Annotated in this window: 14 protein-coding genes; 8 read left to right on the top strand and 6 right to left on the bottom strand. The window is 70.0% G+C overall.

Annotated features, from left to right (window positions below):
• Positions 1–17 precede the first annotated feature (17 nt).
• From HCJ93_RS22830 to HCJ93_RS22815, 4 genes are all read left to right on the top strand, one after another.
• Positions 18–935, top strand: a complete 918-nt coding sequence (locus HCJ93_RS22830; RefSeq protein ID WP_167997658.1) for a F0F1 ATP synthase subunit gamma — start codon at positions 18–20, stop codon at positions 933–935.
• Positions 936–2,372 (top strand): F0F1 ATP synthase subunit beta, encoded by a 1,437-nt coding sequence (gene atpD, locus HCJ93_RS22825; protein ID WP_167997657.1) that lies wholly within the window; start codon positions 936–938, stop codon positions 2,370–2,372.
• 131 nt (positions 2,373–2,503) lie between these two features.
• A complete protein-coding gene (locus tag HCJ93_RS22820) occupies positions 2,504–2,881 on the top strand; it encodes a F0F1 ATP synthase subunit epsilon (RefSeq protein WP_167997656.1) in 378 nt (125 codons plus the stop codon).
• Between the two features lie 128 nt (positions 2,882–3,009).
• On the top strand, positions 3,010–3,456 hold the full coding sequence (locus HCJ93_RS22815) for a DUF2550 domain-containing protein (RefSeq protein WP_167997655.1): 447 nt from the start codon (positions 3,010–3,012) through the stop codon (positions 3,454–3,456).
• Between the two features lie 18 nt (positions 3,457–3,474).
• On the opposite strand, the gene HCJ93_RS22810 is transcribed toward HCJ93_RS22815, so the two are convergent.
• The 3 genes from HCJ93_RS22810 to HCJ93_RS22800 all read right to left on the bottom strand — a co-directional run bounded on the left by HCJ93_RS22810 (position 3,475) and on the right by HCJ93_RS22800 (position 7,271).
• Complete coding sequence (locus tag HCJ93_RS22810; RefSeq protein WP_167997654.1) at positions 3,475–5,298, bottom strand: glycoside hydrolase family 18 chitinase; 1,824 nt, start codon at positions 5,296–5,298, stop codon at positions 3,475–3,477.
• 135 nt (positions 5,299–5,433) lie between these two features.
• Complete coding sequence (locus HCJ93_RS22805; protein ID WP_167997653.1) at positions 5,434–6,078, bottom strand: response regulator; 645 nt, start codon at positions 6,076–6,078, stop codon at positions 5,434–5,436.
• Positions 6,075–7,271, bottom strand: a complete 1,197-nt coding sequence (locus HCJ93_RS22800; RefSeq protein ID WP_373563604.1) for a sensor histidine kinase — start codon at positions 7,269–7,271, stop codon at positions 6,075–6,077. The genes HCJ93_RS22805 and HCJ93_RS22800 overlap by 4 nt, the downstream gene beginning before the upstream one ends.
• Positions 7,272–7,424: 153 nt before the next feature.
• Between HCJ93_RS22800 and HCJ93_RS22795 the strand changes: the two genes are divergently transcribed.
• Together HCJ93_RS22795 and HCJ93_RS22790 are read left to right on the top strand one after the other, a co-directional pair.
• Positions 7,425–8,054: a hypothetical protein gene (locus tag HCJ93_RS22795; RefSeq protein ID WP_309141483.1), complete on the top strand. Its 630-nt coding sequence runs from the start codon at positions 7,425–7,427 to the stop codon at positions 8,052–8,054.
• Entirely contained in the window at positions 8,051–8,254 is a 204-nt protein-coding gene (locus HCJ93_RS22790; protein ID WP_167997652.1) for a DUF5708 family protein, read from the top strand. Before HCJ93_RS22795 ends, HCJ93_RS22790 begins: the two co-directional genes overlap by 4 nt.
• On the opposite strand, the gene HCJ93_RS22785 is transcribed toward HCJ93_RS22790, so the two are convergent.
• The 3 genes from HCJ93_RS22785 to HCJ93_RS22775 are packed head-to-tail and all read right to left on the bottom strand — an operon-like array spanning position 8,251 to position 10,413.
• Positions 8,251–8,823 carry a cob(I)yrinic acid a,c-diamide adenosyltransferase gene (locus HCJ93_RS22785; protein ID WP_167997651.1) on the bottom strand — a complete coding sequence of 191 codons (573 nt, stop codon included), beginning with the start codon at positions 8,821–8,823 and terminating at the stop codon, positions 8,251–8,253. The two genes, HCJ93_RS22790 and HCJ93_RS22785, sit on opposite strands and share 4 nt — an antisense overlap.
• A 13-nt stretch (positions 8,824–8,836) precedes the next feature.
• Positions 8,837–9,586 carry an ABC transporter permease gene (locus HCJ93_RS22780; RefSeq protein WP_167997685.1) on the bottom strand — a complete coding sequence of 250 codons (750 nt, stop codon included), beginning with the start codon at positions 9,584–9,586 and terminating at the stop codon, positions 8,837–8,839.
• Between the two features lie 44 nt (positions 9,587–9,630).
• Positions 9,631–10,413, bottom strand: a complete 783-nt coding sequence (locus HCJ93_RS22775; protein WP_167997650.1) for an ABC transporter ATP-binding protein — start codon at positions 10,411–10,413, stop codon at positions 9,631–9,633.
• Between the two features lie 79 nt (positions 10,414–10,492).
• Here HCJ93_RS22775 and HCJ93_RS22770 point away from each other — a divergent pair, with 79 nt between their 5' ends.
• Both HCJ93_RS22770 and HCJ93_RS22765 read left to right on the top strand, forming a co-directional pair.
• Complete coding sequence (locus HCJ93_RS22770) at positions 10,493–11,149, top strand: TetR/AcrR family transcriptional regulator (RefSeq protein WP_167997649.1); 657 nt, start codon at positions 10,493–10,495, stop codon at positions 11,147–11,149.
• Positions 11,150–11,259: 110 nt separating this feature from the next.
• Positions 11,260–12,108 (top strand): 3-hydroxyacyl-CoA dehydrogenase family protein, encoded by an 849-nt coding sequence (locus HCJ93_RS22765; RefSeq protein ID WP_167997648.1) that lies wholly within the window; start codon positions 11,260–11,262, stop codon positions 12,106–12,108.
• The last annotated feature ends 50 nt before the right edge of the window (positions 12,109–12,158 follow it).

Raw genomic sequence — 12,158 nt, 5'->3', positions numbered from 1 at the left:
AGGAAGGGACCTGACTCATGGGAGCCCAGCTCCGGGTCTACAAGCGTCGCATCCGATCCGTCACCGCGACCAAGAAGATCACGAAGGCGATGGAGATGATCGCCGCCTCGCGCGTCGTCAAGGCGCAGCGCAAGGTGGCGGCCTCCACGCCGTACGCGCGGGAGCTCACCCGCGCGGTCACGGCGGTCGGTACCGGTTCGAACACCAAGCACCCGCTGACCACGGAGGCGGAGAACCCGACCCGTGCCGCTGTCCTGCTCCTCACGAGCGACCGCGGCCTGGCCGGCGCCTTCAACGCCAACGCCATCAAGGCGGCGGAGCAGCTGACCGAGCGCCTGGAGCGCGAGGGCAAGCAGGTCGACACGTACATCGTCGGCCGGCGCGGTGTCGCCCACTACAACTTCCGTGAGCGCACGATCGCGGAGTCGTTCACGGGCTTCACCGACGACCCCTCGTACGCGGACGCCAAGAAGGTCGCGGCTCCGCTGATCGAGGCCATCGAGAAGGGCGCGGCGGACGGCGGCGTGGACGAGCTCCACATCGTCTACACCGAGTTCGTCTCGATGATGACGCAGACGGCGGTCGACTCCCGGATGCTTCCGCTGCGCCTCGACGAGGCCGCCGCGGAGGCCGCTCCGAAGGGCGAGATCCTGCCGCTGTACGACTTCGAGCCCTCGGCGGAGGACGTCCTCGACGCCCTGCTGCCGCGCTATGTGGAGAGCCGTGTGTACAACGCACTGCTCCAGTCGGCCGCTTCGAAGCACGCCGCCACGCGGCGCGCGATGAAGTCGGCCACCGACAACGCGGGCGAGCTCATCGAGACTCTCACCCGGCTTGCCAACCAGGCCCGCCAGGCCGAAATCACCCAGGAAATCAGCGAGATCGTCGGTGGCGCCAGTGCCCTGGCCGACGCGACCGCGGGGAGTGACCGATAAATGACCACCACTGTTGAGACCGCGACGGCTACGGGCCGCGTCGCCCGGGTCATCGGCCCGGTCGTCGACGTGGAGTTCCCCGTCGACGCGATGCCGGACATCTACCAGGCCCTCCACGTCGAGGTGTCCGACCCGGCCAAGGCCGGCGAGAAGAAGACGCTGACCCTGGAGGTCGCCCAGCACCTGGGTGACGGCCTGGTCCGCGCCATCTCCATGCAGCCCACCGACGGTCTGGTCCGCCAGGCCCCGGTGGTCAACACCGGCGCCCCGATCACCGTGCCGGTCGGCGACTTCACCAAGGGCAAGGTGTTCAACACCCTCGGTGAGGTGCTGAACGTCGACGCCGAGTACGACGGCGAGCGCTGGCCGATCCACCGCAAGGCGCCGAACTTCGACGAGCTCGAGTCGAAGACCGAGATGTTCGAGACCGGCGTCAAGGTCATCGACCTGCTGACCCCGTACGTCAAGGGCGGCAAGATCGGTCTGTTCGGCGGCGCCGGCGTCGGCAAGACGGTGCTCATCCAGGAGATGATCTACCGCGTCGCCAACAACCACGACGGTGTGTCGGTGTTCGCCGGTGTCGGTGAGCGCACCCGTGAGGGCAACGACCTCATCGACGAGATGAGCGAGTCGGGCGTCATCGACAAGACCGCGCTCGTCTTCGGCCAGATGGACGAGCCCCCGGGCACCCGTCTGCGCGTGGCCCTGGCCGGTCTGACCATGGCGGAGTACTTCCGCGATGTGCAGAAGCAGGACGTGCTGTTCTTCATTGACAACATCTTCCGCTTCACCCAGGCCGGTTCCGAGGTGTCGACCCTGCTCGGCCGCATGCCCTCCGCGGTGGGCTACCAGCCGAACCTGGCCGACGAGATGGGCGCTCTGCAGGAGCGCATCACCTCGACCCGCGGTCACTCGATCACCTCGATGCAGGCGATCTACGTCCCCGCGGACGACCTGACCGACCCGGCCCCGGCCACCACCTTCGCCCACCTGGACGCGACGACGGTTCTCTCCCGTCCGATCTCCGAGAAGGGCATCTACCCGGCCGTGGACCCGCTGGACTCCACGTCCCGGATCCTGGACCCGCGCTACATCTCGCAGGAGCACTACGACTGCGCCATGCGCGTCAAGAACATCCTGCAGAAGTACAAGGACCTCCAGGACATCATCGCGATCCTCGGTATCGACGAGCTGGGCGAGGAGGACAAGCTCGTCGTCCACCGTGCCCGTCGCGTGGAGCGCTTCCTGTCCCAGAACACCCACGTCGCCAAGCAGTTCACCGGCGTGGACGGTTCGGACGTGCCGCTGGACGAGTCGATCGCCGCGTTCAACGCGATCTGCGACGGTGAGTACGACCACTTCCCGGAGCAGGCGTTCTTCATGTGCGGTGGCATCGAGGACCTGAAGAAGAACGCGAAGGAGCTGGGCGTCTCCTGAGCACCGAGCTCACCGTGAACCCCTGAGGTTCACACCTGAGGGGGCGGGCGCGTCCCGCCCCCTCGGTCACGCCCCTTAGACTTGTAACCAACACCCGGCAGTCCCGCCGGGTGGTGACCCGAGGAGCCACCTTGGCTGCTGAGCTGCACGTCGCGCTGGTCGCGGCCGACCGAGAGGTCTGGTCCGGCGAGGCCACCCTGGTCGTCGCGCGCACCACGTCCGGCGACATCGGCGTCATGCCCGGTCACCAGCCGCTGCTCGGTGTGCTGGAGTCGGGCCCGGTGACCATCCGTACGAGTGACGGTGGGACGGTCGTCGCCGCGGTGCACGGCGGTTTCATCTCGTTCGCGGACAACAAGCTGTCGCTGCTGGCCGAGATCGCCGAGCTGGCGGAGGAGATCGACGTCCAGCGCGCGGAGCAGGAGCTGGCCCGTGCGAAGGCGGAGGACGACGCGGAGGCCCAGCGCCGCGCGGACGTCCGGCTGCGCGCGGCTACGGCGGCGCGCTGACACCGCGAGGTGTCATGACGTAACTCAGCCGCGGTCGGCACCGGAGTGATCCGGAGCCGGCCGCGGCTGAGGCAGATATGGATGATTTTTACGTTCCGTAACCTAGGCAGACGAGGAGGTCGGTGTCGATGATCCTCGCTCTGACTGTGTGCGGAATCGTCGTGGCCCTCGTGGTGGTGGGCCTCTTCGTCTTCGGCCTGCGCCGCCGGCTGATCCAGCGATCCGGCGGCACCTTCGACTGCAGCCTGCGCTGGAACGCCCCCGAGGCCGGCGACGGCAGCGGCAAAGGCTGGGCCTACGGCGTGGCCCGCTACAACGGGGACCGGGTCGAGTGGTTCCGGGTCTTCTCCTACGCCCCCCGCCCGCGCCGCATCCTGGAGCGCTCCGCGATCGAGGTGGCCGGCCGCCGGCTCCCCGAGGGCGAGGAGGAGCTGGCGCTGCTGTCGGACGCGGTGATCCTCGCCTGTCTGCATCGCGGCACCCGGCTCGAACTGGCGATGAGCGAAGACGCGCTGACCGGATTCCTCGCGTGGCTCGAAGCAGCCCCGCCCGGTCAGCGCGTCAATGTCGCTTAGGGCCTGTAGCCCTGAGATCTACTTCAGTCCGCTGTCGATGGCGCTCACCAGCTCTCCGTTGGCGCTGTCGCCGCTGAACTCCCAGAAGAACGCCCCGCCCAGGCCCTGATCCTTGGCCCAGGACATCTTGCCGTTGATCGTGGACGGGGTGTCGTAGGACCACCAGTTGCTGCCGCAGTGGGCGTAGGCCGTGCCGCCGACCGTGCCGGTGGCGGGGCAGCTGTTCTTGAGGACCTTGTAGTCCTCGATGCCCGCCTCGTAGGTGCCGGTCGCCGGGCCCGTCGCGGTGCCGCCGGGTGCGGACTGGGTGACGCCGGTCCAGCCGCGGCCGTAGAAGCCGATGCCGAGCAGCAGCTTGGCCGGCGGGACGCCCTTGTCCTTGAGCTTGGCGATCGCGGCGGCGGAGTCGAAGCCCTCCTTCGGGATGCCGTTGTACGAGGTCAGCGGCGAGTGGGGGGCGGTCGGGCCGGTCCGGTCCCAGGCGCCGAAGTAGTCGTACGTCATCACGTTGTACCAGTCGAGGTACTGCGCCGCACCGCCGTAGTCGGCGGCGTCGATCTTGCCGCCGGCGGAGGCGTCGGCCGTGATCGCCGCGGTGACCAGGTAGTCCTGGCCGAACTCGGCACGCAGTGCCTGCATGAGGTTCTTGAAGGCGGCAGGGCCGCTGCTGTCACAGGTCAGACCGCAGGCGTTCGGGTACTCCCAGTCGATGTCGATGCCGTCGAAGACGTCGGCCCAGCGCGGGTCCTCCACGACGGCCTTGCAGGACTTGGCGAACGCGGCCGGGTTCTGCGCGGCCTGGCCGAAGCCGCCGGAGTAGGTCCAGCCGCCGAAGGAGTACAGCACCTTGATGTGCGGGTACTTGGCCTTCAGCTGGCGCAGCTGGTTGAAGTTGCCGCGCAGCGGCTGGTCCCAGGTGTCGGCCTCGCCGCTGACCGACTGCTCGGCGGTGTAGGCCTTCTCGTAGGCCGCGAAGGTGTCGTCGACGGTGCACTGACCGTTCTTGACGTTGCCGAAGGCGTAGTTGATGTGGGTGATCTTCGACGCGGAGCCGGAGGTCACCAGGTCCTTGACGTGGTAGTTGCGGCCGTAGACGCCCCACTCGACGAAGTAGCCGAGCTTGACCTTGTCGCCGGGCGGCGGGGGTTCCTCGGTCTCACCGGTGGTGCGCACCCGCACCGAGCCGCTGACCGGTCCTGTCTGGTCGGCGGTGTCCCTGGCCTGCACCGAGTAGGAGTAGTCGGTGCCCTTGCTGAGCCCGGTGTCGGTGTACGAGGTGGTGGTCACCGTGGCGACCTTGGCGCCGTCGCGCAGGACGTCGTAGTTCTTGATGCCCTTGTCGTCGGTGGCCGGCGTCCAGGTGAGCTTCACCGAGCTGTCGGTGATGTCCGAGGCGGTGGGGGTGCCGGGCGCCGAGGGTGCCTCGTCGCCGGGTACCGAACCGCCGTCGCAGCTGCCGCCGTTGAGCGTGCAGTTGCTGGGGGAGCCGGAACCGGTGCCGTTGAAGCCGAAGGTGACGGACGCCCCGGGGGCGAGGGTGCCGTTCCAGCCCAGGTTCTTGGCGGTCCAGTGGTCGCCGGAGTTGGTCACCGTGGCGTCCCAGGCGGAGGTGACCTTGGTGCCGGAGGGGAAGTCCCACTCGACGGTCCAGGAGTCGATGGTCGTGGTGCCGGTGTTCTTCACCGTCCACTTGCCCTCGAAGCCGCTGCCCCAGTCCTGGGTCTTGGCGTAGGTGGCGGTGGCGGAGGTCGCGGCCTGGGCGGGGCTCGCGAGTGCCACGAGACCGGACAGGGGAAGGGCCAGCGTCGCGATCACCGCTGCGACTCTTCGTCTGAAGCGCATCGTGCGCCTCCTTTATGGGGAGTGTGGTGGGGGCATGACTGAGCCTTCACGCCCGCAGTGCCGCGAGAATAGAAAGGTCTGGACCAGCGGTCAATAGGTCTGGACCACTCTGGAATGCGGCGCCCGCCGCCCGCTTCAGATCCCCAACTCCTGTGCGAGAACCGCCGCTTGCACCCGGCTGCGCAGCCCCAGCTTGTTCAGCAGACGGCTGACGTGCGTCTTCACCGTCGCCTCCGCCATGTCCAGACGCACCGCCACATCCGCGTTGGACAGACCCTCCCCCAGGCAGGACAGCACCTCCCGCTCACGCCGCGTCAGCGACTCGAGGAGCGCCGGATCGACGGACGGCTCCCGCGCCGCGGGCGTCGCCGCGAACTCGGCGATCAGCCGGCGGGTGACCGCGGGGGCGACGATCCCCTCGCCGCGCGCCACCGTGCGCACCGCCTCGATCAGGTCCTTCGCCTCGGTGTTCTTCAGCAGGAACCCGGCGGCCCCCGCCCGGAGCGCGCCGAAGACGTACTCGTCCAGGTCGAACGTGGTCAGCACCAGCACATCGGCCAGGCCCTCCCCGACCACCTGCCGGGTCGCCGACACCCCGTCCATGCGCGGCATCTGGACATCCATCAGCACCAGATCCGGCCGCAGCTCCCGGGCCAGCTCCACCGCCCGCGCGCCGTCGTCCGCCTCGCCGACCACCTCGATGTCGGGGGCGCTGCGCAGGATCAGCACCAGCCCGGCGCGCACCGCCGACTGGTCCTCGGCGACCAGGACCCGGATCATTCACTGCCTCCTCGGTCGATGTCGTGGACGGGGAGCTCCGCGCGGACCACCCACACCTTGCCGTCGGGGCCGTCCTGGGGACCCGCGTCGAAGGTGCCGTGCAGCAGCGCCGCACGCTCCCGCATGCCCACCAGGCCGGCGCCGGAACCGGGAGCGCGCGGCGCGTCCCGGCCACCGTAGGGGCTGGTCACCCGCAGGGACAGGGTGCCGTCCCGCTGCCGCAGCCACACCGTGACCCGCCCCGGCGCGCCGTGCTTGAGGGCGTTGGTCAGGGACTCCTGGACGATCCGGTAGGCGGCCAGCTCCACCGGCGCGGGCACCGCCTCGTGCTCGGCGTCCAGGGCGGCGTCCAGACCGTTGGCGCGGGCGCCCTCCACCAGGGCGGCGAGGCCGTCCAGGGTCGGGGTGGCCGCCGGTTCCCGGTCCTGGGCGCCGTCGCGCAGGATGCCGATCAGCCGTCGCATCTCGGACAGACCCTGGACGCTGTTCTCCCGGATGACCGAGAGCGCCTCGCGGGAGGTGCGCTCGTCCTCCAGGGAGAGCGCCGCCGTGGAGTGGATGGCGATGGCCGACAGATGGTTGGCGACCAGGTCGTGCAACTCCCGGGCCATCCGGGCGCGTTCCGCGGTCACCGCCTGGCTGCGGTCCATCTCGGCCAGCAGCGCGGTCTGTTCGGCGCGCAGCAGCGCCGCGTCCGCGGCCTCGCGGTGATTGCGCACGATGAGACCGGTGGAGGCGGGGGCGAAGGCGACTCCGGCCGTCACGACGCCGATCAGCAGAGCCTCGGGTTCCCGCCACACCGCGTACGGCACCAGCACCCCGGTGAGGGACAGCAGCCCGGTGACCCAGGGCAGGCGGCGTGCGGTGGACGCCGGGCCGTAGAGCACGGCCGCGTACATCAGGTCGGTGTACATCACGATCGTGGCGATGCTGCCCTGGGTGAGCTGGTCGGCGGCCAGCGCCAGGGTGCCCAGGCACAGACCGGCGCGCGGGGCGCTGCGGCGCAGCAGTTCGCATCCGGCCATCACGACCAGCGGGACCAGGATCGGCCCGCGGCCCGCGAACTGCACCATCGCGTCGTCGTCGTGCCTGAGGCCCAGCCCGAACCCCCACAGCACGAGGCCGCCCAGCAGCCCGCCGAGCGCGGCCCAGACGTCGAAGCGGTGCGGGCGGGGGAGACGTACAGCGGCCATGGGCACCATCCAACACGCTGCGCGCACCCGGCGCCTGATGCCCCGGGACGGTACGGGACTGCATCTTTCGATGTACTGCGAGTTCATCGCAGGCGACGACGCGTCCGGGCGCCGTCACCGGGAGCCTGAAAGGGTGACCGAGAGGAGCGAACCGTGATCGTCGCACTGATCGCCGCCTGCGAGATCGGCTTCTGGGTGCTGCTGGCGGCCGGGCTGGCCTGCCGCTACCTGCTGAGGATGCCGCGCACCGGCCTGGCCCTGCTGCTGTGCGAGCCGCTGCTCGAGGTCGTCCTGCTGATCGTCACCGCGATCGACCTGAAGAACGGCGCCGAACCGAACTGGACGCACGGGCTGGCCGCGCTCTACATCGGCTACACCGTGGGCCACGGCCACCGCACCGTGAAGTGGCTGGACGGCCATGCGGCGCACCGCCTCGAGGGCCGCCCGCTGGTCAGGCCCCCGCGCTACGGCATGGCACGGGCGCGGCACGAGGCCAGGGTGTGGCTGGGCACCCTGGTCGCTGCCGTCGTCGCGACGGTGCTGCTCCAGGGCGCGATCTGGTACGTCGACGACCCGAGCCGGGTCACCTCGCTGGAGGAGTGGCGCGGCGGCGCCTGGCGGGCGGCCGGCATCCACGGACTGATCGCGCTGTCCTACTTCGTCTGGCCGAGAAGGGCCCCTGCGGACGCCGATCCGGTCACCGCGAGCACCGGGGAGACCGGTGAGACCGAGAAGACCGAGAAGACCGGTAAGAACTCCGCTCGGGAGGGGGCGCACCGATGACCAGGGCAGCGAAGGACATCACGGAGGGCGTCGTCACCTTCGCCGTCGGCCTGGTGCTGAGGCTGACCACCGGGGACGTGGAGGTCCCGGTGGTCACGCTCACCAAGGTCGGCACGGTGCTGATGTGCGTCGGCTCGGCCCTGATCCTGTGGGGTCTGATCCGGACCGTCCGCCCCGCCCGCGGGAAGGAGCGCCTCTAGCGCTCCCCGCCCGGCACCCACAGCACGTCGCCGGTCTCCTTGTTGGCGATGCGGGCCAGGATGAACAGCAGGTCGGAGAGGCGGTTGAGGTAGGTGGCGGTGAGCGGGTTCATGGTCTCGCCGTGGACGTCCATCGCCGCCCAGGTGGACCGCTCGGCCCGCCGCACCACCGTGCAGGCCTGGTGCAGCAGGGCCGCGCCCGGGGTGCCGCCCGGCAGGATGAAGGAGCGCAGCTTCTCCAGACGCTCGTTGAAGCGGTCGCAGTCCGCCTCGAGGCGGTCGATGTAGAACTGCTCCACCCGGAGCGGCGGGTACTCCGGGTTCTCCACCACCGGCGTGGACAGGTCCGCGCCGACGTCGAACAGGTCGTTCTGGACCCGCTTGAGGACCTGTACCACCTCGTCCTCCAGCCCGCCCAGCGCGATCGCCGTGCCGATCACCGCGTTCGCCTCGTTGGCGTCGGCGTACGCGGCGATCCGCAGATCGGTCTTGGCGACCCGGCTCATGTCACCGAGCGCGGTGGTGCCCTTGTCGCCGGTGCGGGTGTAGATGCGCGTCAGATTGACCATGCGGCCAGCCTAGTTATGCCCCGGCCGTCCGGAACACTCGTGTGCCCACTGTCACGGCCAGCAGTGCGAAGCCGGTGGCCACCAGGGAGCCCAGCAGCATGTGGCCGGTGGCGTAGGCACCGACATAGGCGTCGCGCACCGCGTCCACCAGATAGCGCAGCGGCATCAGGTGGGACAGCGCGTCCAGCCAGGCCGGGCCCAGGGTCATCGGCAGCATCAGCCCTGACAGCAGCATCGACGGCATGGTCAGCGCGTTGATCGCCGGGCCGAAGCCCTGCGGGGTGCCCATCCGCATGGCCAGCGCGTACGACAGCGCCGCCAGCGAGACCGTGAGCAGTGCGACGAAGACGAATCCGATGAGGACGCCGGCCAGTGGTGCCCTGAGTCCCATCGCCACCGCGGCCAGCACCAGCAGCACCGCCTGGAACACGAACACGGTGGCGTCCCGCAGTACCCGGCCCAGCAGCAGGGCGAGCCGGCTCACCGGGGTCACTCGCATCCGGTCCACCACCCCGTGGCCCTTCTCGATGATGATCGCGAAGCCCGCGAAGGAGGCACCGAAGAGCCCCAGTTGCAGCAGCAGCCCGGGAACCAGCACCTGCCAGGAGCTGCCGCGCCCGCCGAGCGGCAGACCGGTCAGCAGCGGCCCGAAGAAGAGCAGGTACAGCATCGGCATCAGCAGGCCGAAGAGCAGGGCGAAGCGGGAGCGGAGGGACTGGCGCAGGCAGCGGCCATAGATCAGTGCGGTGTCGTGCAGCAGCATCGTCGGTCCTTCGGGGCGGGCGGCGGTACGGGGGGTGTGGCCGCTCATACGGCGACCGGGGCCGGGTCCGCCGGTGCGGCGCTGCGGCCGGTGAGGGCGAGGAACGCGTCCTGGAGCGAGGCGTCGGCCGAGCCCGCGTACCGCAGCTTGAGCGCGGCCGGGGTGCCCTCGGCGACGACCGTCCCGCCGTCGACGACGACCAGGCGGTCGCAGAGCGCATCGGCCTCGTCCAGGTAGTGGGTGGTCAGGACGACGGTGGTGCCGTGGTCGTCGCGCAGCCGGCGCACCAGGTCCCACAGGGCGGTCCGGCCGGCCGGGTCCAGGCCGGTCGTCGGTTCGTCGAGGAAGAGCAGCCTGGGTTCGTGCAGCAGCGCCATGGCGATGTCCAGGCGGCGGCGCCGGCCGCCGGAGAGCGCCGCGCACGGGCGGTCCAGCAGGTCCGTCAGGTCCAGCTCGTGGGCCAGTTCGCGGGCGCGCTCGGCGGCCCGCGCCCGGCCGAGCCGGTACATCCGGCCCTGGGTGACCAGCTCCTCCCGCACGGTCAGCTGCGGGTCCACCCCGCCGCTCTGGGCCACATAGCCGCAGGCCCGCCGCACCGAGGCCGGGTCCTTCACCAGGTCGTGGCCGGCGACGGTGGCCGCCCCGCCGGTGGGGGCGAGCAGGGTCGTGAGCATCCGCAGGGTGGTGGTCTTGCCGGCGCCGTTGGGGCCGAGCAGGCCCACGATCTCGCCCTCGCGGACGGTGAGATCGATGCCCCGGACGGCCTGGACGGTGCCGCTCTTCGTCCGGAAGGTGCGGGCGAGCGAGACGGTGCTGATGATGGCCATGCCCCCAGAAAAGCAGAGGGACTGAAATTTTGCAACGACCCCAAGTTTTCATCGCGCCCAGCGAAGCTAGGATGCGGACATGGCCGAGGGACTCAGGGAACGGAAGAAGCGGCAGACCCGGCAGTACATCTCCGATGTCGCCACGGCCCTGTTCGTCGAGCGGGGCTTCGAGTCCGTGACCGTGGCCGAGGTGGCGGACGCGGCGAACGTCTCCGTCAACACCGTCTACAACTACTTCCCGGCCAAGGAGGACCTCTTCCTCGACCGGGCCAAGGGTGTCACCGACCTGCTCTCCCGCTGGGTGCGCGGGCGGCGTGCCGGGGAGTCCGCCGCCGAGGCCGTCCTGCGGGAGCTGCGCGAGGAGGCCGAGTCCGTCTCGCCCCGGATCGGCCTGATGGACGGGTACGCCGATTTCATGCGGGTGATCCAGGACTCGCCCGCCCTGCGCTCCCGGATGTGGGCCATCGGACAGGAGACGCTTGCGGACCTCGAGCAGACCCTGCGCGAAGAGACCGGCGCCCGGGACGACGACCTCACGCCCCGGCTGATGGCCGGTCAGATCAGCTGGCTCCACTCGACGGTCATCGCCGTCATCGGCGAGCGCATGCTCGCCGGCGGCCGGCCCTCGGAGGTCTCCCGCGAGGCGCTCGTCCTGCTGGACGAGATGGAGGAACTGCTCAGTCCCAGGGTGCTCACGTACGCCGTCCGGAGCGCCGAGAGGAGCCGGGCGGTGTGATGTCCGTCATGTGAGACGTGACGCGCGTTACTAACCCGCCACATGGCGTCCCACGGGCGCTAGTGTCCGCCCGAGAGAACAACGACAGCGCGTATCAGGGGAGTCGCACAGTGGCACGCAAGCTCGCCGTCATCGGAGCCGGTCTCATGGGATCCGGTATCGCCCAGGTCTCCGCCCAGGCGGGCTGGGACGTCGTTCTGCGCGACGTCACCGACGAGGCGCTCACGCGGGGCACCGACGGCATCAAGGCCTCGTACGACAAGTTCGTGAGCAAGGGCAAGCTGCAGGCGCAGGACGCCGAGGCCGCCCTCGCCCGGATCACCCCCACGACCGACCTGGACGCCTGCGCGGACGCCGATGTCGTGGTCGAGGCCGTGTTCGAGAAGCTCGAGGTCAAGCACGAGATCTTCCGCACCCTCGACAAGCTGGTCCGCGAGGACACGGTGCTCGCCTCCAACACCTCCGCCATCCCGATCACCAAGATCGCGGCCGTGACGGAGCGCCCGGAGCGCGTCGTCGGCACGCACTTCTTCTCGCCGGTGCCGATGATGCAGCTGTGCGAGCTGGTCCGCGGCTACAAGACGAGCGACGAAACGCTGGCCAAGGCGCGGGAGTTCGCCGAGTCCGTCGGCAAGACGTGCATCGTCGTCAACCGCGACGTCGCCGGCTTCGTCACCACCCGCCTCATCTGCGCCCTGGTCGTCGAGGCCGCGAAGCTGTACGAGTCGGGCGTCGCCAGCGCCGAGGACATCGACCTCGCCTGCAAGCTGGGCTTCGGCCACGCCATGGGTCCGCTCGCCACCGCCGACCTGACCGGCGTGGACATCCTGCTGCACGCGACCGGCAACATCTACACCGAGTCCCAGGACGAGAAGTTCGCCGCCCCCGAACTGATGCGCCGGATGGTTGACGCCGGTGACATCGGCCGCAAGAGCGGGCAGGGCTTCTACAAGCACTGACACCGCCTCACCCCGGCGTGGCATCACACGCCGGGGTGAATTCGGTATCG

It is taken from the genome of Streptomyces composti, from assembly GCF_012034205.1.
GTDB classification, from domain to species: Bacteria; Actinomycetota; Actinomycetes; order Streptomycetales; family Streptomycetaceae; genus Streptomyces; species Streptomyces composti.
This window is presented reverse-complemented; position numbering and strand designations above follow the sequence as displayed.